This window comes from Streptomyces hirsutus (genome assembly GCF_001418415.1).
Taxonomy (GTDB): domain Bacteria; phylum Actinomycetota; class Actinomycetes; order Streptomycetales; family Streptomycetaceae; genus Streptomyces; species Streptomyces hirsutus.
In genome coordinates, this window is record NZ_LIQT01000177.1 from 1 (window position 1) to 22,387 (window position 22,387).

General features: G+C 67.1%; 20 protein-coding genes and 1 pseudogene. 16 read left to right on the plus strand and 5 right to left on the minus strand.

All coding sequences use genetic code 11. From position 1 onward, the window contains the following. Nucleotides 1-78 precede the first annotated feature (78 nt). From aceB to AOK11_RS14285, 12 genes are all read left to right on the plus strand, one after another. Nucleotides 79-1,704, plus strand: a complete 1,626-nt coding sequence (gene aceB, locus AOK11_RS14230) for a malate synthase A (protein WP_055594076.1) — start codon at nucleotides 79-81, stop codon at nucleotides 1,702-1,704. Between the two features lie 236 nt (nucleotides 1,705-1,940). Continuing rightward, nucleotides 1,941-2,846: a LysR family transcriptional regulator gene (locus AOK11_RS14235; protein WP_055594077.1), complete on the plus strand. Its 906-nt coding sequence runs from the start codon at nucleotides 1,941-1,943 to the stop codon at nucleotides 2,844-2,846. Nucleotides 2,847-3,283: 437 nt separating this feature from the next. Continuing rightward, on the plus strand, nucleotides 3,284-4,849 hold the full coding sequence (locus AOK11_RS14240; protein ID WP_055594078.1) for a 4-hydroxyphenylacetate 3-hydroxylase N-terminal domain-containing protein: 1,566 nt from the start codon (nucleotides 3,284-3,286) through the stop codon (nucleotides 4,847-4,849). Between the two features lie 97 nt (nucleotides 4,850-4,946). Continuing rightward, a complete protein-coding gene (locus AOK11_RS14245) occupies nucleotides 4,947-5,882 on the plus strand; it encodes a VOC family protein (RefSeq protein ID WP_240497337.1) in 936 nt (311 codons plus the stop codon). Beyond that, entirely contained in the window at nucleotides 5,879-6,631 is a 753-nt protein-coding gene (locus AOK11_RS14250; protein ID WP_079034832.1) for an RraA family protein, read from the plus strand. The genes AOK11_RS14245 and AOK11_RS14250 overlap by 4 nt, the downstream gene beginning before the upstream one ends. Before the next feature lie 3 nt (nucleotides 6,632-6,634). Further along, entirely contained in the window at nucleotides 6,635-7,066 is a 432-nt protein-coding gene (locus AOK11_RS14255; protein WP_055594079.1) for a cupin domain-containing protein, read from the plus strand. A gap of 54 nt (nucleotides 7,067-7,120) precedes the next feature. Next, nucleotides 7,121-8,674, plus strand: a complete 1,554-nt coding sequence (locus tag AOK11_RS14260) for an aldehyde dehydrogenase family protein (protein WP_055594080.1) — start codon at nucleotides 7,121-7,123, stop codon at nucleotides 8,672-8,674. 11 nt (nucleotides 8,675-8,685) lie between these two features. Then, entirely contained in the window at nucleotides 8,686-9,087 is a 402-nt protein-coding gene (locus tag AOK11_RS14265; RefSeq protein ID WP_055594081.1) for a RidA family protein, read from the plus strand. A 159-nt stretch (nucleotides 9,088-9,246) separates the two neighbouring features. Next, entirely contained in the window at nucleotides 9,247-10,620 is a 1,374-nt protein-coding gene (locus AOK11_RS14270; RefSeq protein ID WP_240497338.1) for a cytosine permease, read from the plus strand. A gap of 88 nt (nucleotides 10,621-10,708) precedes the next feature. Then, entirely contained in the window at nucleotides 10,709-11,305 is a 597-nt protein-coding gene (locus tag AOK11_RS14275) for a flavin reductase family protein (RefSeq protein WP_055594083.1), read from the plus strand. Next, the gene (locus AOK11_RS14280) at nucleotides 11,302-12,492 is read left to right on the plus strand and encodes an acyl-CoA dehydrogenase family protein (RefSeq protein WP_055594084.1); all 1,191 of its coding nucleotides are present in this window, start codon (nucleotides 11,302-11,304) and stop codon (nucleotides 12,490-12,492) included. Before AOK11_RS14275 ends, AOK11_RS14280 begins: the two co-directional genes overlap by 4 nt. 16 nt (nucleotides 12,493-12,508) lie before the next feature. After that, complete coding sequence (locus tag AOK11_RS14285) at nucleotides 12,509-13,327, plus strand: fumarylacetoacetate hydrolase family protein (protein WP_055594085.1); 819 nt, start codon at nucleotides 12,509-12,511, stop codon at nucleotides 13,325-13,327. 22 nt (nucleotides 13,328-13,349) lie between these two features. Here the strand turns inward: AOK11_RS14285 and AOK11_RS14290 are convergent, their stop codons facing one another. The 3 genes from AOK11_RS14290 to AOK11_RS14300 all read right to left on the minus strand — a co-directional run bounded on the left by AOK11_RS14290 (nucleotide 13,350) and on the right by AOK11_RS14300 (nucleotide 15,816). Next, nucleotides 13,350-13,610: a hypothetical protein gene (locus AOK11_RS14290; protein WP_055594086.1), complete on the minus strand. Its 261-nt coding sequence runs from the start codon at nucleotides 13,608-13,610 to the stop codon at nucleotides 13,350-13,352. Nucleotides 13,611-13,790: 180 nt separating this feature from the next. Next, complete coding sequence (locus AOK11_RS14295; RefSeq protein WP_055594087.1) at nucleotides 13,791-14,705, minus strand: HipA family kinase; 915 nt, start codon at nucleotides 14,703-14,705, stop codon at nucleotides 13,791-13,793. A 79-nt stretch (nucleotides 14,706-14,784) separates the two neighbouring features. Beyond that, the gene (locus tag AOK11_RS14300) at nucleotides 14,785-15,816 is read right to left on the minus strand and encodes a tyrosine-type recombinase/integrase (protein WP_055594088.1); all 1,032 of its coding nucleotides are present in this window, start codon (nucleotides 15,814-15,816) and stop codon (nucleotides 14,785-14,787) included. Between the two features lie 101 nt (nucleotides 15,817-15,917). Here AOK11_RS14300 and AOK11_RS14305 point away from each other — a divergent pair, with 101 nt between their 5' ends. Continuing rightward, on the plus strand, nucleotides 15,918-16,670 hold the full coding sequence (locus AOK11_RS14305) for an IS5/IS1182 family transposase (protein WP_055594089.1): 753 nt from the start codon (nucleotides 15,918-15,920) through the stop codon (nucleotides 16,668-16,670). An 849-nt stretch (nucleotides 16,671-17,519) separates the two neighbouring features. On the opposite strand, the pseudogene AOK11_RS39855 reads toward AOK11_RS14305, so the two are convergent. Together AOK11_RS39855 and AOK11_RS39865 are read right to left on the minus strand one after the other, a co-directional pair. Next, nucleotides 17,520-17,684, minus strand: a pseudogene (locus AOK11_RS39855) (pirin family protein); the annotation flags it as partial. Between the two features lie 899 nt (nucleotides 17,685-18,583). After that, nucleotides 18,584-19,636 (minus strand): AraC family transcriptional regulator, encoded by a 1,053-nt coding sequence (locus AOK11_RS39865; protein WP_079034835.1) that lies wholly within the window; start codon nucleotides 19,634-19,636, stop codon nucleotides 18,584-18,586. Nucleotides 19,637-20,455: 819 nt separating this feature from the next. On the opposite strand from AOK11_RS39865, the gene AOK11_RS14310 reads away from it, so the two are divergent. From AOK11_RS14310 to AOK11_RS14320, 3 genes are read left to right on the plus strand one after another with little or no spacing between them, the layout of a single operon-like run. Beyond that, nucleotides 20,456-21,574: an LLM class flavin-dependent oxidoreductase gene (locus tag AOK11_RS14310; RefSeq protein WP_055594090.1), complete on the plus strand. Its 1,119-nt coding sequence runs from the start codon at nucleotides 20,456-20,458 to the stop codon at nucleotides 21,572-21,574. A 31-nt stretch (nucleotides 21,575-21,605) separates the two neighbouring features. After that, nucleotides 21,606-22,127: a cupin domain-containing protein gene (locus AOK11_RS14315; protein WP_055594091.1), complete on the plus strand. Its 522-nt coding sequence runs from the start codon at nucleotides 21,606-21,608 to the stop codon at nucleotides 22,125-22,127. Beyond that, the gene (locus AOK11_RS14320) at nucleotides 22,124-22,336 is read left to right on the plus strand and encodes a hypothetical protein (protein ID WP_055594092.1); all 213 of its coding nucleotides are present in this window, start codon (nucleotides 22,124-22,126) and stop codon (nucleotides 22,334-22,336) included. The genes AOK11_RS14315 and AOK11_RS14320 overlap by 4 nt, the downstream gene beginning before the upstream one ends. Nucleotides 22,337-22,387: the final 51 nt, after the last annotated feature.

Here is a 22,387-nt window from a genome sequence, read left to right on the forward strand (position 1 = left end):
CCCCTCCCCCGGGCGCTCTCCGCCGCCCTCGGGCCGACCGGCACCCGGTGCCGTGCCCGCCGAAGGAAGTGACAGCTGATGTCCGCACCAGCGCCGCACCCGCTGGCCATCGTCGACGCCGAGCCCCTGCCCCGGCAGGAGGAGGTCCTCACCGAGGCGGCCCTCGCCTTCGTGGCCGAGCTGCACCGGCGGTTCACGCCCCGGCGCGACGAACTCCTCGCCCGCCGCGCGGAGCGCCGTGCCGAGATCGCCCGCACCTCCACGCTCGACTTCCTTCCCGAGACGGCCGCCGTCCGCGCGGACGACTCCTGGAGGGTGGCCCCGGCCCCCGAGGCCCTGAACGACCGCCGGGTCGAGATCACCGGCCCCACCGACCGCAAGATGACTGTCAACGCCCTCAACTCGGGTGCGAAGGTGTGGCTCGCGGACTTCGAGGACGCCTCCGCGCCCACGTGGGAGAACGTGGTCCTCGGTCAGCTCAACCTGATCAACGCCTACACCCGGACCATCGACTTCACCGACCCGGTGTCCGGCAAGTCGTACGCCCTGCGCCCGGACGGGGAACTGGCGACGGTCGTCACGCGCCCACGCGGCTGGCACCTGAACGAACGCCATCTCACCGACGCCGACGGCACCCGGGTGCCCGGCGCCCTGGTCGACTTCGGGCTGTACTTCTTCCACAACGCCCAGCGCCTCCTGGACCTCGGCAAGGGCCCGTACTTCTACCTCCCGAAGACGGAGTCCCACCTCGAGGCCCGTCTGTGGAACGACGTGTTCGTCTTCGCCCAGGACTATGCGGGCATTCCTCAGGGCACCGTGCGCGCCACCGTCCTCATCGAGACGATCACGGCCGCGTACGAGATGGAGGAGATCCTCTACGAGCTGCGCGACCATGCCTCCGGATTGAACGCCGGGCGCTGGGACTACCTGTTCTCCATCGTCAAGAACTTCCGTGACGGCGGGGAGAAATTCGTCCTGCCGGACCGCAACGCGGTCACGATGACGGCTCCGTTCATGCGTGCGTACACCGAACTCCTGGTGCGCACCTGCCACAAGCGGGGGGCGCACGCGATCGGCGGCATGGCCGCCTTCATCCCGTCCCGCCGGGATCCGGAGGTCAACAAGGTCGCGTTCGAGAAGGTGCGCGCCGACAAGGACCGTGAGGCGAACGACGGTTTCGACGGCTCCTGGGTCGCCCACCCGGACCTGGTCCCGATCGCCATGGAATCCTTCGACCGGGTGCTCGGCGACAGGCCGCACCAGAAGGACCGGCTGCGCGAGGACGTCGACGTCCACGCCGCCGACCTGCTCGCGATCGACTCCCTGGAAGCCACTCCGACGTACGCGGGCCTGGTCAACGCGGTCCAGGTGGGCATCCGTTACATCGAGGCGTGGCTGCGCGGCCTCGGCGCGGTGGCCATCTTCAACCTGATGGAGGACGCGGCCACCGCCGAGATCTCCCGCTCCCAGATCTGGCAGTGGATCAACGCGGGCGTCGTCCTCGACAACGGCGAGCCGGTCACCGCGGAGCTGGCCCGCCGGGTCGCCGCCGAGGAACTGTCGAACATCCGCGGCGAGCTGGGCGAGGAGGCCTTCGCGGCGGGCCACTGGCAGCAGGCCCACGACCTGCTGCTGACGGTCGCCCTCGACGAGGACTACGCCGACTTCCTCACCCTGCCGGCGTACGAGCAGCTCCAGGGCTGACGTCCACCTGCACCCGTGGCCCCCGGGAGACCCCCGGGGGCCCATGCCGCACCCGGGGCCGCTCGGCCGTCCGCGCCCCGGAGTTCGACGCGCTCCCGGTACGCGAGGGGACTTGTCCGGCGCCGCGGGTGGCCATATCCCCGAAGCACCCAGTCCATCTGACTGATTTATTCCCCCTTCTCCGAGTTGGTCGGTCATCTGTTGACATTCCCCGGAAGCCGTGAAATGCAGACGGCATGGATTTTCGCCAGCTCGAGTACTTCAGGGCCGTCGTCGAAGCCGGCTCGGTTTCACAGGCCGCCAAGAATCTGAACATGACACAGCCGCCGGTGAGCCACGCCATCACGAAGCTGGAGCGGGAGCTCGGTGTGCGTCTTCTCGAGCGGACGGCGAAGGGTGTCCACCCCACCCAGGCCGGGCTCCACCTGTTGTCCAGAGGCGAGCGGCTGCTCGCCGACCGGAACCGCGTGGTCGAGACGCTGAGGTCGATGGCCGAGGGGGCGGCCGGAGACCTGCGCATCGGTGTGGAGCCCATGGTCATCAACGAAATCATCGCCGATGTCCTGGCCGAGTTCCTCGACCAGGCTCCCAGTGCCCGCGTGAGCCTGATCGACGTCACTCCCGATGTGATCGTTCAACGGATTCGGGCGGGTGAATTGGACATGGGCTGCGTTCCGTTCGCCCCCGCACAATTCGCCGGGTTCGTCGCGGACATCTGCGAGTGGTATCCCGTTATCGACATCGACATCAAGCTCGCTGTGCCGAAATATCGCGCGAAGGAACAGCACCCTGACGGGAAGGGCTGGGGCCGCTGGATTCTTCCGTCCCCGATTCCCGCCTTCTCGGGAATGCCGGACGCCGCGGAGAAAGCCCTGTCGGCCGACCACTCCTTCGAAGTCATCGAGGTCTCCACGCCCCAGACCGCGCTCGCTTTCGTCGCCGCGGGGCTGGGCGTCGCCCCCGTGACCGAGCGCATGGCCGGGAAAAGCGACGCGGTGGCCCTGCTCGATCCCCCGCGATGGCTCAGACCCATGCAGGCGACGCTCCTGTGGAAACGCGGGACCGAGGTCACGCCGTTGATGGAGCGGTGGCTGCAGGCGACGCGCATCGTCGCCGAGCACCGCCGTACGCTCGGGCGGTGAGCGCAGCCATACACGAAACTTCATACCCCCCTATGGCCTCCTGTATGGAAAGGGCAGGGGAAGTCAAGCAGGCGACTCCATGAACTGCGATGAATTTCGTGTGATATACGTCACTTCCTGACGCCTTTCCCCTGCCCCCCGGCGTCCTGGGCGACACTCAAAATGCCTGGTCAGAGGCAGTTTTTCGACCACGCGCCGGCCGACGGACAGGTCGTCGGCCGAGGCGGTCGAGGCGGTCCGGCGCCATCGAGCGCCGTCGCCCTCTTCTCACTTCTCTTGCCCCGCGTCATAAGCCGTGCCAGTCTTCCCGGCAATTCGACGGCGTAGGCAGTTTCGGATCGAGAGGTAAAAACCTCGCACGATCGCTGCTCTCGTATTGGCTGCACGAACCGAGGGATTAACGCGGTTCCGCGCACGAAAAGAAGGGGCCCCGGTCAATGACGACAGGAAACGCGAACCAGTCTGCACACAGCCCTGCCGGCCGTGAGTATCTCCCCCTTACCGGAGACGAGTATCTCGAGAGCCTCAACGACGGCCGCGAGGTCTGGATCTACGGGGAGCGGGTGGAGAACATCGCCGAGCACCCCGCCTTCCGTAACTCCGCCCGCATGATCGCTCGCATGTACGACGCCCTGCACGACCCGGCGCGCAAGGACATCCTCACCGCGCCCACGGAGTGGGGAGGTTTCACCCACCGCTTCTACCAGGCGCCCAAGAGCGTCGAGGAGCAGGTGGCCTCCCGCGACGCGATCGCCGAGTGGCAGAAGATCACCTGGGGCTGGATGGGCCGCTCTCCCGACTACAAGGGCTGTTTCCTCGGCACCCTCGGCGCCAACGCCGAGTTCTACCGCGGGTTCGAGGACAACGCGCGCGCCTGGTACCGCAAGGCCCAGGAGAAGACCTGGTACATCAACCACGCGATCATGAACCCGCCGGTGGACCGCGGTATGGGCGCGGACGCGGGCAAGGACGTCTTCATCCGGGTCACCAGGGAGACCGACGCCGGCTTCTACGTCTCGGGCGCCAAGGTGGTGGCCACCGGATCGGCCCTGACGCACTACACCTTCGTCGGTCACGTGGGCCAGGTCGCCGTGCAGGACCCGGCCTACTCGCCGGTGTTCATCACGCCCACCAACGCTCCCGGCGTGAAGCTGATCTGCCGTACGTCCAACGAGTACCGCGCGGCCGTGCTGGGCAGCCCGTTCGACTACCCGCTGTCGAGCCGGCTGGACGAGAACGACGCGATCCTGGTCCTCGACGACGTGTTCGTCCCCTGGGAGAACACCTTCATCTACAACGACCTGGAACAGGCCAACAAGTACAACATCCATTCCGGCTACCTGGAGCGCGCCTCCCTGCACGGCTGCACCCGGTTCGCCGTCAAGATGGACTTCCTGGTCGGCATGCTGTCCCGCGCCCTCGACGTCACCGGAGCAGGCCAGTTCCACGGCGTCATGTCCCAGCTCGGCGAGGTCATCGCCTGGCGCAACACGTTCTGGGCGCTGTCGGACGCGATGGCCAAGAGCGCGGTGCCGTGGAAGGGCGGCATGATCCAGCCCGACCCGCAGTTCGCCGGCGCCTACCGCGTGATGAACCAGCTGGCCATGCCGAAGGTCAAGAACATCATCGAGCAGGTCGTGGCCAGCGGCCTGATCTACCTCAACTCCCACGCGAAGGACTTCAGGACGCCCGAGATCCGCGGCTACCTGGACACCTACCTGCGCGGTACGGGGGGCATCGGCGCCGAGGAGCGCGTCAAGGTCATGAAGATGCTCTGGGACTCCATCGGCACGGAGTTCGGAGCCCGCCACGAGCTGTACGAGATCAACTACATCGGCAGCAACGACGTGACGCGTCAGACCAACCTGTTCGGCGCACGGGGCAGCGGTCTCCTCGACTACTGCAAGGACTTCGCGCAGAGCGCCATGGACGAGTACGACCTGGACGGCTGGACCGTGCCGGACCTGAAGGGCCCGGACGACGTCAGCATCCTCAAGGGCTGACCGTCCGCGCGGCTCCCGGCCGAGCGGGAGCCCCGGCTCATCCGGCGGCGCCGGCTCCGTGCGCGCCGCCGCGCTCCCATCCACCACAGGAGGACCCGTGGCTACGGCAATCGATGCTGCCCACGTCACCTACGAGGCACCGGATCTCGAGGTGATGGAGAAGTTCCTGACCGCGTTCGGCATGGTGAAGGCCGAAGGCAGCGACGACCGGACCCTGTACATGCGGGGAACGGGCACGCAGCACCACATCCATGTGACCCGCAAGGCCGACAAGCAGCGCTTCATCGGCGCCTCGATCGAGGTCGCCGGCTACGACGACCTCGTCGAGCTCGCCGCGAAGCCGGGGTCGTCCCCGGTCCGGGAGTCGACGGAGCCCGGCGGCGGCCACGAAGTCTCGATGACCATGCCCGACGGCATCGAGATCCGGGCGGTCTGGGGCAGGCGGAAGGCCGAGCCGATCGCGGACCGCGACCCCTTCGTCATGAACAACATCCGCGACAAGAACCGGGTGAACGCCGCCGTCCGCCAGCCCGTGGCGCCGTGCACCATCGCACGCCTGGGCCACTTCGTGCTCCATGTGAAGGACCACGACGCGTCGATGGCCTGGCTGAACGAGCGCTTCAACTTCCTTCCCTCGGACTACTTCGTCCCGCCGGGTGAAGAGGGCCCCGTGGTCGGCACCTTCGTCCGGCTGGACCTGGGCGAGCAGCTGGTGGACCACCACTTCATGCTCGTCCTGCAGTCGGACTGGGTGGGCGTCCACCACAGCGCGTTCGAGGTCACCGACATGGACGCGGTGATGTCGTCGCACGACTACCTCGTCCAGCAGGGGTACACCCTGGACGTCGGAGTCGGCCGCCACCTGCTCGGCAGCCAGATCTTCGACTACTGGAAGGACCCGTTCGGCTTCCGTATCGAGCACTACACCGACGGCGACGTCGTCGACCACCGCCACCGGCCGACCCAGTTCAACGGCACGGCCAGTGACACCACCCAGTGGGGGAACCGCCCGCCCCTGGAGTTCTTCCGGTGACCGGCGCAGCGAGCACGGACCTCGCCCAGCCGCTGCCGGAGCAGGTCCGCGCACAACTGGCGCAAGCGGGGTCGGCCACCGTGGCCAACATGCTGCTCCGGCGCGGCCTGCGGAACGTGATCATGAACGGCGTGCGGCCGCTGGCAGCCGGCCAGCAGCCGCTGGTGGGCCCGGCCTACACGCTGCGGTTCATCCCCGCACGCGAGGACCTCGACACCCTCGCCAACTATGCGAGCAGCGAGAACCTGCACCGGCGGGCGATGGAGGAGTGCCCGCCCGGCGCGGTGCTCGTGATCGACGCGTTCGGCTGCACGACGGCCGCGTCCATGGGCGACATGATGGCGGCGCGGCTGAAGCAGCGCGGTGTGTCGGGCGTGGTCACCGACGGCGGCTACCGGGACTCGGCGGCCGTCAGGGAGACCGGCCTGCCGTGCTACCAGCGGGACAACGCGCCCAGGGCCACCCCCATCGCCCTGCACCCGGTGGCGCTCGACGAACCCGTCGGCTGCGGCGGAGTGGCGGTCTACCCGGGCGATGTGGTGCTGGGCGACAGCGACGGCGTCGCGGTCATCCCCGGGGAACTGGCCGCCGAGGTCGCCGCGGAGGCCGCCGACGCCGCCGCGTACGAGGAGTTCGCGGCACTGGAGATCCAGCGCGGCCGGTCCCTCTTCGGGCTCTTCCCCGCCACACCTGAAAGCCGCCAGGAATACGACACGTGGGTGGCCGCCGGCCGCCCCGGACGGGAGTGAACCATGAACATCAACCCCGAGACCATGAAGTCGCTCGAGGTCCTGATCCATGCCGCGGACCTCGATGCCCTCGAGGACGAGGACTGGATCGACTATCCCGACTACGGGTTCCGTCAGTACTTCCTCCACAAGAACCCGGACACCGGAGCCAGCATCGCCCTGCTCGAGTACGACAAGGGCGGCACCATCCCGACCAAGCACACGCACGCCTCGAACCAGTTCATGTACTGCCTCGAGGGCGACTACGAGTACACCGACTCCGGCCTGCGGCTGCGTCCGGGCTCCTTCTACATGAACCCGAAGGACCACCCGCACGGTCCGACGCTGGCGCACGAGCGCAGTGTGCTGATCGAGATCTACGACGGCCCGCACTACTACGAGAAGCCCGAGTACCACACGGACGAGACGATCGGGGACTTCCTTGCCAAGGAGTGAGGTGCCGGCCCGTCCGACGTATTGCCGCCGAACCCGCGACGTTGATGGAAAGCGATGATGAGCGAAACCACCAAGACTCTGTTCGACACCGAAAAGGTCCTGTCCGAATTCGGTCTGGACCAGGTGCACTCCGGTACCTACGGGGATTCGATCGGTTGGGGAACCACCGAGGGACGGCCGGTCATCGAGGCGCAGTGTCCCGCCGACGGTGAGGTCGTCGGCCGGATCGCGGCCTCGGACGGACAGGACTACGAGACGCTCGTGGCCGCCGCCGTCGAGACCCAGAAGCGCTGGCGGATGGTGCCGCCGCCGCGGCGTGGCGAATTCGTGCGCCGGATCGGCCAGTTGATCGAGGAGAACCTGGAGAGCCTGGCCGCGGTCGTCTCGCTGGACACCGGCAAGTCGACGATGGAGGCCAAGGGCGAGCTCCGCGAAGCGGTCGACATGTCGACGCTGGCCGCCGGTCAGGCGCGGATGATGTACGGCTTCACCCAGCAGTCCCAGCGGGTCGAGCACCGCATGTACGACCAGTGGCTGCCGCTGGGCGTCGTCGGGCTGATCAGCGCGTACAACTTCCCGGCCGCCGTGTGGGCGCAGAACGGGTTCCTGTCCGCGATCGCCGGCAACACGGTGATCTGGAAGCCGAGCCCGAAGGTCCCGCTGACCGCGATCGCCGTGCAGAAGCTGGTCAACAAGGCGGCGGCGGAGATGGGCTGCGAGGGTGTGTTCTCCCTGTTCATTCCCGACGACAACGCCGTCGCCGAGAAGCTGGTCGCCGACACCCGTGTCGCCATGATCTCGTTCACCGGTTCGACGACGGTGGGCCGCAAGGTCGCCGACATCGTCGGCTCGACGCTCGGACGCCGGTACCAGTTGGAGTGCTCGGGCAACAACGGCTGCATCGTCGACGAGACCGCCGACCTCGAACTCGCCGCCCGGGCACTGACGTTCGGCGTGGTGGGCACGACGGGCCAGCGCTGCACGAGCACCCGCCGTGTCATCGCCCACGCGAGCATCGCGGACGAGCTGGTCGAGCTGCTGAAGAAGGCCTTCGACCAGATCGCCATCGGTGACCCGCGCGACCCGGACACCGTGGTCGGCCCGCTGATCGACGGGCAGGCGGTGGAGGACTACCGGAAGGTCCTCGCCGGTGCCGAACGTGAGGGAGCCACCGTGGTGTACGGCGGCCACGTGATCGACCGCCCTGGTCTGTACGTCGAGCCGGCCATCGTCACGGGTGTCGAGCCGCACTTCGAGATCGCCCAGTCGGAGACCTTCGTGCCGATCGTCTCCGTGCTGACCTACGACGATCTCGAGGAGGCCATCGAGATCCACAACGGCGTCGCCCAGGGGCTCGCCTCGGGCATGCACAGCACGAACCTGACCAACATCGAAACGTTCCTCTCCGCCCGCGGCAGTGACTGCGGCATCGTCCGGATCAACATGGGCACCACGGGCGCCGACGTCGGTTCCGCGTTCGGCGGCGAGAAGGAGACCGGGGGCGGCCGCACCGCCGGCTCGGACGCGTGGAAGGGCTTCATGCGCCGCCAGAGCGTCTGCGTGAACTGGGGCGGGACCTCCGCCTGGGACAACCGGATCGACCTGTGAGGAGCACAGCAATGAAGAAGAAACGTTTCATCTCCGACGCCGTACGTGAGCCGGCGGACAAAATGTGGTCGAACTGCCTGCGGGTCGACGACCTGATCATGATCTCCGGAATGACCGCGCGCGGACAGGACGGGGTGCGCGTCCTCGGCGACACAGCCTACGACCAGGCCAAGGTCGTCTTCCAGAAGATCAAGGACCTGGTCGAGGCGGCCGGCGCGGTCATGGACGACATCGTCAAGATGACGATCTTCGTCACGGACATGGGGGACAACGCCGGGGTGTGGAAGGCCCGTCAGGAGTTCTTCTCCGGCGACTTCCCGGCGTGCTCCCTGGTCGAGGTCTCCGCTCTCGCCAAGCCGGAGATCCTGCTCGAGATCGAGGCCATCGCGGTGGCCGGCTGCAGCGTCGACTGAGCGCTCTCAGCGACTCAACGCGCGTCCCACGGTGCGAAGTGGCCGTGGGCGCCATATCCCTCGGGGGTAGGAACCGTGTCCTCACCAACCAGAAATCCCAGATCCACCGATTCGGCACTGGCGGCCGCGGCGGAAGACCATGCCCTGGTCAGCGTCCCGATGTCAGAGCGGAAGAGCGGCTATCAGCTCTCCCTCAGTCCGATCAGTGTCGCGACCGCGCTCGTCATCTTCGCCATCGCCGGCTTCACGGTCGTGCTCGCCGGTTTCGCGGTGGGCATGATCGTCGGTGTCCTCGTCGCGGGTTTCGCCGTGCTCCTCGGCAAGGCCCTCGGGCGGATGGCCTTCGAAACCGGCATGTCGAGCACCATCACCTCCCGGTTCTTCGGGTTCGGCTTCATGGGCTCGTCGATCGGCTCGATCATCTTCGCGTTCATGATCCTCGGCTTCCTGGCCATGGAGTCCGCCCTCCTCTACCAGGGCACGCTGCTGATGCTCGACCTGCCGGACTCCTGGCCGATGCGCATTCTCCTCTACGGCCTCATGACGCTGGCCTGGATCGCTCTGGCCATCTTCGGCCTCAAGCTCGCGCTGCGTGCGTCGGCCGTCCTGACCGTGGTCACGCTCCTGGTCACGATCTACATGATCATTCATATCTATGTGATCCAGGGCGCCGACCCGATGGACGTGTTCACCTACGGCGGTGTCGTCCCCGGCGGTCTCTGGCCGAAGTTCGAAGCCGCGATAGGGGTCATGGGTGCCACGGCGGGAACCATCGCCCTGGTCACGACGGACTTCGCCCGTTACTGCCGCACGCGCCGCGACGTGACGGTGCTGGCCGCCTCCGGCCCGATCACCCAGAACGTCATCATGACCGTCCTGGGATCGCTCGTCGTGATCGGCGGCATGCCCGAGGTCATCGACTACCTCATGGCCAACGACGCGGGCCTGAGCGAGGAAGCGGCCGGCGCCGCGGGCAGCACGTTCGTCATGGAGAACACAGGTGCCTTCTTCGTCATCTTCGCCGGCTGGACGGGATTCGTCACGATCTACGCCGCCCAGGCGAAGGCGCAGGCCATCAACGCCTACTCGGGCTCGCTGTCGCTGGTCAACCTGATCGACTCCCTGACCGGGTGGAAGCCGGGCCGGGCGGCGATGGTGGTGATCGGAAACGTCATCGCCCTGGTGATGATCGCCGCCGGCATCCTGGAGCAGTTCGCCGCCTACCTGGCGTACCTGGGCTCCATGACGCTCGGCATGTGCGGCGTGATGATCGCGGACTACTACCTGGTGCGGCGCGCGCGGTACGACCGGGCCACCCACCGGGTGGAGAAGTGGAACTGGGCCGGCGTCATCACGCTGGTGCTGTCCGCCGCCGTCGGCACGGTCCTGATGGCCACCGACGTCTTCGCCCTCGGTTTCCTGGTGTCGTTCGTGCTGGCCCTGGTCGCCTACCCGGTCCTGCGGACCTGGCTGCCCGAAGGCACCGGCACCACGTTCGTCGCGGGTGAGGAAGCCGTCGAAGAGGCCGTCTGACCCCGCCGGCGGCCACGCCCCACGGCACGTGGCCGCCGGCCCGCCCTGGCCCGCACGGGCCGAACCCACGATTTCCAGGAGGTTCGGGATGACCGACATCATGTGGGACTCCGAGATCTATGAGAAAGCCGCTGACGCGAAGACCCTCGCGTCGAGCGTCGCGGTCCCCTCGCTCGCCGATCCCCGCCTGCTTCGCAACACCCTGGGCAACTTCGCCACGGGCGTCGTCGTGCTCACGTACCGGTCCGGCGACAGCTACTACGGCGTCACCGTGAACTCCTTCACCTCGGTGTCCCTGGATCCGCCGCTGCTGCTGGTCTCGATGCAGCGGAACTCTCGGGCCCTGACCTATCTGCTCGAGCGGCCCTTCGCGGTCAACGTGCTCGGCGACAACCAGCTCGGCACCGCGCTCCACTTCGCGGGCAAGCCGCAGGACGCCCACCTCATCGAGTGGGTCGACGACGACAACGCGCCGCGGATCAACGGTTCGCTGGCGTACTTCCAGTGCACTCCGTGGGCGGGCTACGACGGCGGGGACCACGTCCTGGTCCTCGGTCGCGTGTCGTCCTACGGCCAGCAGGACGACACCAACCCCCTGCTCTTCTACCGCGGTCGGTGGAGCGCCCTGGCCCAGGAGAGCGAGACCGCCGACGGCGGTGCGCAGTCGGAGAGGAGCCGGTCATGACGGTCCAGACACGGATGAACGAGGGCTTCTCCGGGCTGCTGAGGCAACTGGACGAGATCTACCCCCTGTTGCAGAGCGAGGCCATGGACAGCGAGCGCCTGCGGCGTCCGACTCCGGTGGTGCAGGACGCGCTCCGCGACAGCGGAGTCTTCACGTTGATGGTGCCGGCCGAACTCGGCGGCATGGAGGCGTCTCCCCTGCAGATCCTGCAGGTGATGGAGAAGCTGTCGCACGCCGATTCCTCGCTGGGGTGGCTGGTGCGCGCCGTGGCGAGCGAGACGGCGGCCGCGGCCACGTACCTGGGCGACGAGGCGGTGGCCGAGCTCTTCACCAAGGAAACGTTTCCCCTGGTGGCGGGGCAGTCCACCTCGTTCACCGGCCAGGCCGTACGGGAGGACGGCGGCTACCGGGTGAACGGGGTCTGGCAGTTCGCGGCCGGGGTGTCCATGGCCACACACCTCAATCTCGCGGTGACGGTCCAAGGGACGGGAGAGAGGCTGGTCTGCCTGGTTCCCCGCGCTGCCCTGCGGATCAGCGACAACTGGGACATGCTCGGGCTGCGGGCGACGGCGAGCCTCGACTACCGGGCCGAAGACCTGCTGATCAAGGACACGTACGTCTTCCGCCCCGGCCCGGAGCACGCCCGGCGGGGTCGTTCCCTGCGGGGCCTGAGTCCCGCTCTGCTGGCCGGTCTGCACCAGGCGGCCTGGTCGCAGGGGGTCGGGCGGCGCATGCTCGACGAATTGCGCGAGCTGACGCAGCACAAGGATCCCGCGGCGGGGTCCCCGGTCACCAGTGACGAGTTCTTCGCGGAGTACGCACGGCACTTCTCGCACGTCCGGGGCACCATGGCACTGCTGCGCGAGACCTGGCGCGACAACGAGTCGACGCTCGAGGCGCAGTCCCCACTCGACGACGAGCAGGAGACGATGTCGCGGCTCGCCTGCAGCCTCGCCACCCGGACCGCGCTGGAGATCAGTCAGCTCGTGCATCGCTTCGCCGGTGCCCAGGTCATGCGGAACGGCGCGTTGCAACGCTTCTTCCGCGACAGCCATGCCGGAAGCCTGCACCGGGGGTCCTCGCACATCGTGACGCAGAAGTGCGGCCGGATCCTGTCGGGCACTCTGCCCGCCGGGTCGCACTGGGGGTTCTTCGACCTCGTCGTTCCCGAGCAGGTGACGGTGTGAGAGGAAAGGGGAGCACATGAAACTCGCAACGATGCGCACCTCCCGGGGGACGAGCGCAGCCCGCTTGGACGGTGAGGTGCTCACCGAGATACCCGGCCATTGCGACATCGGTTCTCTGCTGGCGCACGACGACTGGCAGCAGATCGCGCGGGAGGCCGCCGGGAGCCGGCACCGCATCGGCGATGTCGGACTCCAGGCAGTCGTACCGAATCCGTCGAAGGTGCTGTGCGCCGGCCTCAACTACACGGGTCACATTCAGGAGATGGGCCGGGAACTGCCCGAGTACCCCACCCTCTTCGCGAAGTTCGCCGACACGCTGACCAGTCCCGCCGACGCGGTGGCGGCCGTGGCGGAGGACCCGGAGATGGACTGGGAGGGCGAACTCGCCGTCGTGGTCGGGCGGACCGCGTACAAGGTGAGCGAGGAGGAAGCGGAAGAGCACATCGCCGGCTTCACGGTGGCCAACGACATCTCGATGCGGGGATGGCAGTACCGCTCGACCCAGTGGCTGCAGGGCAAGATCTGGGCGCGTTCCACCCCGGTCGGGCCGGTCCTGGTCACACCCGACGAGTTCGATGCCGAGACGGCCGTGCTGCGGATCACGCTCAACGGCACGCCGGTTCAGGAGCACCGGATCGCCGACCTGCTGTTCACTCCCGCGCACCTGGTCGCGTACGTGTCCACCATGCTGCCGCTGCACCCCGGGGACCTGATCCTCACCGGCACCCCCGGAGGCGTGGGACGGGCTCGCACGCCACGGTGGTACATGAAGCCCGGGGACCTGGTCGAAGTGACCATCGACGGCATCGGCACGGTGTCCACGCCGATCACCTGAGAGCGCCGTGCCGCCCGCCTGGTCAGTCCGGTGCGGCCGATCGGCAACGGTCGCGTCGGGCTGATCCCTGCCCCCGCCGGCCGGCGGCGCCGGCCCGGCGCAGCAGCAGGCCGGTCGTGCCGGGGAGGGTGGGGCCGGTGAGCCGATCCACGGTCTCGGGGAGGTCGTGGTGGGCCGGCTCGCGGCGTGCAGCGGGCCAGGGGCCGCGGCCGGGGTGGTGCTCGACGAGAGCGGCGGCGACCTCGGACAGGTTCGGACAGGTGTCGACGACCGACTCGGGCACGTAGGGCAGCCGCCGCCCCGTCCCCCGTCCGCGTGCCCCGAGGAGTCCTCCCGTGCGCCGTCCTCCCCTCTCTGACGGTCGCCCTCGAGGACTACGCCGACTGTCCGGCCCTGCCGGGCCTACGAGCGGCTCAAGGGCTGACGCCCGCCCGGGGGCCGCCACGCGGGGGCGGGTCTCCCGTCACCCCAGGTGCACCGACCAGTCCTGCTCCGCCGCGGGCCTGCCGTGCAGATCGGGAACGTTCTTGAGCCAGGCCGGGCGCCCCTGCCGGGTCCGCGCCGCCCGGCGGGCGTTCTCCGCGGCCAGTTCCGCCGCGCCGGGGAAGTCGGTCGGCAGCCACTGGGCCGAGGCCCGCACCCGCGCGTACAGATACGTCACGTACGCCTCGCGGGCCGCGTCGGGCGTCGCGAAGTCCGTCTCCCCGGCGAGCCAGGCGTCGGGCACCTCGGCGGTGATGGTCCGCAGCAGTTCCTCGGTCACCTTCGGCGCGAGTTCGGCGTCGGCGGCGCGGACGTCGGGACCGTAGCCGCCGAGGGCGTGGTGGCGGAAGTCGTACGCCTTGGCCGGGTCGGACGCGTCCCAGCGGTGGTGGAAGACGAGCGCGGCCCCGTGGTCGATGAGCCACAGCCGGGGCGGCGCGACGCCGAGCGTCGGCCAGAGCATCAGATTGGAGCTGTGGACGGTCCGGTCCACGTTCACCGTGAGCGCGTCGAGCCAGACGATCCGCCCGGCCTCCACCGGGTCGACGGGAAAGACCTCGGCGACCTCGGGCGTGAAGTCCCGCGCCCCCGGGAGATAGTCCATGCCGAGGTTGGTCCCGGCACTGGCGGCGTGCAGCTCGCGCACCTCCTGATGCGGCTCGCTGCCGGCGATCGCGGGATCGAAGTCCACCAGGACCAGCTCCGGGAACCGCAGCCCCAGGGCACGGGCCAGCTCCCCGACGATCACCTCGGCGACCAGTGCCTTGCGCCCCTGCGCGGACCCCGTGAACTTCACGACGTAGGTGCCCAGGTCGTCGGTCTCGAACACCCCGGGCACGGACCCGCCGGACCGCAAGGGTGTGAGGTAACGGGTAGCGGTGACCTCGGTCAGCATTTCCCCAGGCTACGCGATCCCTTGGCCTTGCAATCCATGACCTCCCCAAGACCCCCGTGTTGCGGGGAGTCGGCCACGATCAGCCCTGGGGAGAATCTGGGGAGTTTCGGCCGGCGCACTGATCTCCCTGCTCCCCAAGCAGTCCGTCGATCATCGTGCGCCCCTTGCTCCCGGCCTCCGGCATGAAGTGAGCGTAGTAACCGAGCATGACGGCCGGTGAGGAGTGCCCGAGCCATCGCGCCAACGTCACCACGGACTCCCCCGCCTCCAACATGATCGAGGCATAGGTGTGCCGCAGTACGTGGAAGCCGTCCTTCGGCGCCGCCTCCCACTGCCACTGCTTCGCATCCTTGGCGCGCGGTGGAATGATCCCGGCCTCGGCGAGCGCGGGCTTCCAGGTGTAGGTGTTCCACGTGTTCACAGCGATGGCGTTGCTGAAGCGCGTGGTGAGCACGAGGGAGAACTTCCTTGTCGGTCTGTCCGGCCCCGGCTTCCCCCAGGGAAGCTCCACCTCCACCGGTGGGAACACCTCAGCATGACGCTTCAGTTCGTCTGCCACCGATGAGGGCATGTCGACGGTACGCGTCTTCGCGCCCTTCGGCAGGGTGAAGTACAGCTTCCCGCTGACCGCCTGGACCTGGCGGCGGACATGCAGCACGCCCCTCGCGTAGTCGATGTCCTCCGGACTCAGCCCGAACACTTCGCCCTGTCGAAGCCCGCACCCCAGACCAAGCACGACGGCTATGCGGTTCCGGGGGCTGATCACGTCACGAACCCGTAGCGCCGTCTTCAGCGACCACGCCTCTCGACGTTCCCACGATGCCTTGGGCCAGCGCACGGACTTCGCACGCATCGGGTTCCTGGCGAGACGCTTGTCGTCGACGGCCGCCTCCAGAATGCTGGACAGCTCGGACAGAATGCCGCGCCGGTAGTCGACCGAGGAGACGGTGCTCTCCAACTTCGCGGTGTACGCACGCAGCTCTGCCGCCGTGATGCTCCTGAGCGGGAGGTGACCCAGATGCGGAACGATGTGAAGCCGGGCTTTCCGCTCCTGGTTCTGCTGGGTCTTCGGAGCGCCTCCTCTGCCCGGGGCCCAATGAGTCGTTTCCAACCTGACGGGTGGTTGGGCGGGTGACCCCGGCAGCGGGCATGAAGAAAGCTCCTGGTAGACGGGTTCACGACCAAGATCACCAGTCCGCCAGGAGCTTTCGCGTGCTTGTCTACCCGTCCGGCATCGATCTGTCCAGCCGCACGCTGCAACACCTCTCCGGTCTCCTCGCAGGTCACCGCCGTCGGATCGGCTCCCGGTGGCGTCGCCTGACCTGCGGCCGGCAGTCCCTGCTCGTCCTGGCCCACCTGCGCTGCGGCGACACCTACGCCCGCCTCGCCGCGGGCTTCCGCATCGGGATCGCCACGGCCTACCGCTACATACGCGAGGCCGTCGACCTCCTGGCCGCCCTCGCGCCCACGCTGGAACAGGCCATGACGACCGCGCGGAAGAAGGCGTACGTGATCCTCGACGGCACCGTGCTGCCGATCGACCGCATCGCCGCCGACCAGCCGTACTACTCCGGGAAGAAGAAGCACCACGGGATGAACGTGCAGGTCCTCGCGGATCCAGCCGGACGTCTGATCTGGGTCTCGGACGCGCTGCCGGGAGCCACCCACGACCTGACCGCGGCGCGGGCCCACGGCATTCCCGCCGCCCTCGCCGCGGAGGACATCAAGTGCTGGGCGGACAAGGCGTACCAGGGCGCAGGTCTTGCTGTCCGCGTCCCGTTCCGGGGCAAGCACCTGCGCGGCTGGCGCCGACTTCACAACCGGGACCACACGAAGATCCGCAGCCTCGGCGAACGCGCCATGGCGATCCTCAAGTCCTGGCGGCTCCTGCGGAAGCTCCGCTGTAGCACCACCAGGATCACAGCCGTCGTCCGAGCCGTCGTCGCCCTCGAACTCGCCACCTGATCAAGATGGAAAAGGCTCAGTACAAAGCTGAAAGACACTGAAAGACACTGAAAGACACATCCCTGCAGGTCAGAGGCCCATAAAACCACAACGCCGCAGGTCAGCGCCATTAGGCAGACAACTTCAGGACAAAGTGCACCGGGTCGCCAGGTCGGATCCCAAGACAGCCCAAGGTATTCACCACAGCCATCCCCCTACGTGCGAAAAACACCGACGGACGAAGCCAGGGCGCCGACGCACAGCGAGGCCCTGCTCACGCAAGCCGCCCTCCCCGAACCAAACCGATGTCACGGCACCGCTCTTCGATCAAGATCCAGACCATTCCCGGACCGGCGAACCGCTCTGGGCACCGAGCTGCGCTATGTGCACTGGCCGGCGATGCGCTGTCGCCGTACCACCAGCAGACGAAGAACCTGCCGGTTTCACTCCGACAGGGCGCCTCCCCCCACGGGGCAGGAGCAGGACCACTCCCCGCCACGGCCACTCGCTCCTTGTCGACTCTCCACAAGACGACAGGGCAAGTACCAAGTTCACGCACCGGCACGCGGCTCAACCGCCCCCGGGTCAGCATTCGTCCGGCCGCCACCGAACCTGCAACGACCCCCGCGCGCGACGGAGCTGCAAAAAGAGTGCCCCAATCGCATCTGACGGAGCGTCAGGAAAGTCGGCATTAGGTCAGCAGGAGTCCTGCCACAGCTGCTCACAGACGGCCACACCGTGGAATCTCCCGCCGCCCCGACTCAGGTCTGCGCCCCGCTCAGCCGTCCTCCCTCGAGCGACCGGAAAGCAGGAGACAGTACCCGGCCACCACCCGCCCACCAGCCACCGACACTCAAGCATTTCCGCAGCTCAACGGACCCTTCCTCGCGGTTTCAGCGCCCCCGGCGGCAGCTCGGGAGCAGGCAGCGGAGCGCCGTCGTAGCCCTTCACCTCGCCGAACCGTGTCCCTTCCATCCAGTCCCGGCGGGCCTGTTCGATCTCTTCCTGGGTCCGGCCGATCCAGTTCCAGAACATAGCGAACCGTACGTACATCAGAGCAGGTCAGCGACGTTTCAGATCACCGACGGTTAGCAAACTGTCAGCATCGGTCGCGGAGGAGTCGGCAACCGTGGGTCCCGCTTCCTTGGTTCGCGGATGGGGCCGTTCTTCAAGAAGTGTGAGCGTCCGCCGTCCCGGTGGTCGAAGTGCCCGCGCACCCGCACAAGATCCGGTACCGCCCGCGGCGGGGACGCGAGTGAAGGAGTCCGGGTTCGCGACACAGGACAAGGCCATCTCGCATTGACGGAGATCTACAACGCGAGGAAGGCCGCGCCGCGGGGCCAGGTGAAGGCAGAGCAGGTCACGAAGTAACGGCGCGGCATTCGCAATCAACCCGGATGGCATGGTCGCCGACGACATAGGCCGCAACGGAGCAGGTCAACCGCACTGCCTACCAGTTCGATCGTCTTCCTGATCCGCTGCCATTGGTTGGCAACGTGATGTTGCGGGAAGGCTCGGCGATCCCGTGCAACGCGTCACCGACACTCACGTCCGGCTCCGCCAAGATCGCTCCGAACCTTCCGCCGCATGGAGTCGGACCGCAGTCCACTCGGCACGGAGCCCCGCGATGAGCGCGTGGTCCCGTGGCAGCAAGGTCGCGGAAATCGGCGATGCGTCGCTCGAGGCGAAGGCCGACGGCACCGGTGAGGACCATGAACGGTCGGAGAGTGCATGGTGCCGGTCCGGGCCGGGGTGGTCGCCACGGCGGCGGTGCCGGCTGTCAACACCCGGGGGGCTGCGGTCGCTTCGCATGAGCCCTCTGCCGCCGTGGCTGGATGCCCTTCAGATCACGTGACGCGGCAGGTTCCGTGCAGCAGTCCCCTCCCCACCGCCAAGCCGTTGACCATGAGAGTTGAAAAAGTCCGGCTGGAGCATCAGGTGTGCTGATGGCCAGGGTTCTTGTCTTCGTAGCGAGAAGCCTCTCTGAACGCCGTCGGAGGCATCCCCCTCCACCGCTTGAAGGCTATGGTGAAGCTGGCCGGATCTGTGTAGCCCAGCTTGCGGGATATTTCCGATACAGAGTGATCTGTATGCGAGAGCAGATCACAGGCCAGGTCACTCAAAGTCTCGTCTCGTACCCGGGCGAAGTCGTTGCCCGTGAGTTCAAGCTTGCGTTGCAGGGTGCGTGGGGAGACTCGCAGCGTCGCGGCCACATTTGCCAATGTGCGGTTGAGATTGGGTGCGGCCCTTATGGCTTTCGCGACAGTGTGGGGCCAGTCGCCAGTCGCCCTGAATGAGTCGATAATCTGGGCATCTGCTTTGACCCATGCCTCGTGCTGGAAGGCGTTACCGAAGGGGAGCTCGTCTGTTGATATCGCAGGGTCCCACCACAGCCGCAACGCCTCGGCACAGCAGTCGATGTTGCAGGAGACGTACCTCAAGGCTTCGGGCGAGACTTCCGGGAGAGGGACTTCGACGCGGGTGAAGGGGAAAGTTCCGCCGTACAGCCACGCGAGAGATGGGGTGGTGACACAGAGATCGCGGTAGACACTGAACGGGATCAACTCTTCCGGGGCGTCTGGGTAGGTGAATTCGATTCCCGCCACCCTCCCATCTGGTGCCCGGAGAGGCGTGATCTCGAGGAGCCCAGGGGCATTATCAGTTGCGCTGGCAACTTCTGCCCATGCCGCAACGGTCGGCGCGGTTGCGAGAGCCATTCCGCGAGCGCCGTAGGTGCTCGTCGTGTAGGCGCGCGCGGCTCGCACCCAAAGATCAACGCGATCTCTGGTGAGAGCGACGAACTGAAGCTGGAAGGCCAGCTCCTTCCTTGCAGGAATAGTGCTTCCCGGTCGGTTCAGCGCGTTGGGGTCGATCTCCGCATTCGCGAGCGCAGTTCGCCAGTCGAGATCCGCTTCCTCGAGTATCTGGCGCAGATTGTGAACACTGAAGTTCGGCACGCGCAAGTTCTGATACGAGCTTAGCTTCATCACTGCGCTCTTTCCCCGCCAACGTATGGAGGCGGTCCAGCGTGTTCAGGAACCCTCTGAGGAAGCCGCGTCCACCTGCTGCGGTGGGGAGTCAGCCGGCCAAGGGGGCCTGACGAAGCCGACACGGATGTCGTTCCACCGCAAGGCATGTTCGCTCGGCTGTCGGGAGGAACGGTTACAGAACGCATCTCTCTCCTCTACGTCGAAGCGATGGGGTGCCGCCGCTCCGGAAGCGCTGCGGTGGCTGGAGCACCGCCAGGCATCTGAAGTAACGCCAGCAGCTTTACACCTTGCGCCTCCAACCAGCAAGAGGAGGCGCTTTGGCGCGTTTTCCTGCGTTGATGGCGTCTCTTACCATGACGGTCCGGTGCTGCCCGCTCTTAGCGTCATGCGTCAACGGGGGTCGGCGGAGAAGCCGACGCACCGACATCAAAGGAGATCCGGGGAGCGCCCCTAACGTACGAGATCGCCCTCAGTGGTAGGGGCATCATCGTTGCTTGTCATAGGCGACATCGCGCACGTCTGGAAAACCCACGACGACGCGGATCGCGTACATACCGCCATCACAATTGGCCGCAATCAGTAGCCCAAGAATGTGGCTCGCCATACACCCAGTGGAGAGCGCAATCACCATCGGGCGCATCCGGTCGGCACGCTGCCCGCGATCGCGACAGACAAACTCTTGTTCGCGCTACCTGATCTGCCTCAGGCGCTCTTCGGTATCCCAAAGTCACAACGACATGGAGAAAATCAATGACGCAGAATGTCGCACCGCGTGATTTCGTCGCTGATCACACAGTCGAACGTTCTCAGCGGCCCATGATGGATGGCCCGAACAAGTTCAAGGTCGCGATTTTCGGCGCGAATGTGACGACCGGCCAGGGCGGTCTCAACCTCGCCGAGAACACGATCAAACTCGGCAACTGGGGCGAGATCGAAGGTCTCGCACAGAAGGCCGACCGCTACGGTGTCGACGGGTTCATCCCCATCGCCCGCTGGCAGGGTCTCTCGGGCCCCGACCGCCCGTGGGGCCGGCAGTTCGAGACGTTCACGTGGGCCGCAGGTCTGGCAGCAGCGACGCAGAACATACAGATCTTCGCCACCTGCCTCATCCCTTTCATCCACCCAGTGATGGCGGCGAAGATGATGGCCACCGTCGACCACATCAGCGGCGGCCGCATGGGCCTGAACGCCACAGCCGGCTACTTCAAGCCCGAATATCACATGTTCGGCGTCGAGGTGCCCGAGCACGACACGCGCTATGAGCTCGCCGACGAGTGGATGACCATCGTCGAGCGGCTCTGGGCCGTCGAAGACGACTACCAGTTCGACTTCGACGGGGACTTCTTCCACCTCCAGGGTGCGCAGTCGTGGCCCAAGCCCGTTCAGACGCCTGGGCCGATGGTGATGAGCGCGGGCTCCAGCCCCGCCGGTCAGCAGTTCGCGTTCAAGCACGCCAACATCTTGTTCGCGGCGATCGGCAGCGTCGAGCACAGCCAGTCGGTGACGCCGAAGCTGCGCGAGAACGCCGACGCGGCCGGGCGTGAGGACCTCGGCCTGTGGGCCGGTGTGCACATCATCTGCAAGGACACGGAGAAGGAAGCACGGGAGTACCTCGAGTACGTCGAGGAGAAGGGCGATTACGAGAGCGCCCTCCGCTACAGGCACATCATCCAGAACGGCGACTCCCGCGGGTGGAGCTGGGATCACTACAAGAAGTCCGAGGACCCGAAGCAGGACGAGACCATCAAGACGTTCTTCCGGGCCGGTCTCGTTCCGCTCGTGGGCACGCCCGAGATGATCGTCGACGGGCTCCAGAAGCTGCAGGACTCGGGCATCACGGGCGTCTGCACCGGACTCGTCGACTACGACGAGGGCCTCGACCGGATGAACGAGCAGATCTTCCCGCTCATGCGCGACGCGGGCCTGCGCGCCTGACGTCCGGCCATTCACGAAGGAGTGAAGGCAGATGACATTCCCTGACCCCAAGCAGTTTCGACTCGTCGTCGCGGGCCCGACCGAGTCCGGCGACGTCGACTTCCTCGACGTGGGCCCTGCCGCCGAGTTCGACTTCCCCGGCGTGTCCGCAGGTGCGTTCTACTGGGCCGTCGAAGGCGGCCACAGCAAGGAGAACTTCGGTGCCCCGCCGGCCAGGGTCGCTCTGGCGGGACCCAATGGATCCACCTTCGGCGTGAGCAGCTTCCCTGCGCACTCGTCGGGCGAGGTGGGGGCCAACGATCTCGGCGACAGTATGACCGTCACCGATGACGACGGCGACGCCGGAATGCATGCGAGCGACACCATCGACTACGAGGTCGTGATCTCGGGCAAGGTCGACCTCGTGCTCCCCGGCGGCAAGAAGCGCACGCTCGTTCCGGGTGACCTGCTCGTGATGGCCGGCGTTCCCCACGCCTGGAAGAACCCTTACGACGAGGACTGCGTGTACATCGTCGTGACCGTCGGCTTCAATTCCCAAGCGGTGACATCGTGACCCTCAACGCACCCGGTAAGGCGCTGCGCGCGGGCTTCGGGCCGTTCCAGCTCCCGGGCGGGAGGTCGACATCGTCGCAGGGCATCCCGGGTGTGGTGCGGCGACTGCCGGCCGACGTCAAGGAATCGGGCGAAGCCACCGAGAAGTACCTCCCGCAGAGTGCCCAGCGCGGCTACGACAACAGCGCCCACGTCGAAGAGCACGACTGATGACGCGGCGCGTGCACTGATGTGGCCCCTGACCGCATCGAGGAGGATCCC

What these genes read in the sequence shown, in the direction of transcription:
- aceB (WP_055594076.1), top strand. Translation starts at nt 79, where the DNA reads ATGTCCGCACCAGCGCCGCACCCGCTGGCCATCGTCGACGCCGAGCCC.
- AOK11_RS14235 (WP_055594077.1), top strand. Translation starts at nt 1,941, where the DNA reads ATGGATTTTCGCCAGCTCGAGTACTTCAGGGCCGTCGTCGAAGCCGGC.
- AOK11_RS14240 (WP_055594078.1), top strand. Translation starts at nt 3,284, where the DNA reads ATGACGACAGGAAACGCGAACCAGTCTGCACACAGCCCTGCCGGCCGT.
- AOK11_RS14255 (WP_055594079.1), top strand. Translation starts at nt 6,635, where the DNA reads ATGAACATCAACCCCGAGACCATGAAGTCGCTCGAGGTCCTGATCCAT.
- AOK11_RS14260 (WP_055594080.1), top strand. Translation starts at nt 7,121, where the DNA reads ATGATGAGCGAAACCACCAAGACTCTGTTCGACACCGAAAAGGTCCTG.
- AOK11_RS14265 (WP_055594081.1), top strand. Translation starts at nt 8,686, where the DNA reads ATGAAGAAGAAACGTTTCATCTCCGACGCCGTACGTGAGCCGGCGGAC.
- AOK11_RS14270 (WP_240497338.1), top strand. Translation starts at nt 9,247, where the DNA reads ATGTCAGAGCGGAAGAGCGGCTATCAGCTCTCCCTCAGTCCGATCAGT.
- AOK11_RS14275 (WP_055594083.1), top strand. Translation starts at nt 10,709, where the DNA reads ATGACCGACATCATGTGGGACTCCGAGATCTATGAGAAAGCCGCTGAC.
- AOK11_RS14280 (WP_055594084.1), top strand. Translation starts at nt 11,302, where the DNA reads ATGACGGTCCAGACACGGATGAACGAGGGCTTCTCCGGGCTGCTGAGG.
- AOK11_RS14285 (WP_055594085.1), top strand. Translation starts at nt 12,509, where the DNA reads ATGAAACTCGCAACGATGCGCACCTCCCGGGGGACGAGCGCAGCCCGC.
- AOK11_RS14295 (WP_055594087.1), bottom strand. Translation starts at nt 14,705, where the DNA reads ATGCTGACCGAGGTCACCGCTACCCGTTACCTCACACCCTTGCGGTCC.
- AOK11_RS39865 (WP_079034835.1), bottom strand. Translation starts at nt 19,636, where the DNA reads ATGAAGCTAAGCTCGTATCAGAACTTGCGCGTGCCGAACTTCAGTGTT.
- AOK11_RS14310 (WP_055594090.1), top strand. Translation starts at nt 20,456, where the DNA reads ATGATGGATGGCCCGAACAAGTTCAAGGTCGCGATTTTCGGCGCGAAT.
- AOK11_RS14315 (WP_055594091.1), top strand. Translation starts at nt 21,606, where the DNA reads ATGACATTCCCTGACCCCAAGCAGTTTCGACTCGTCGTCGCGGGCCCG.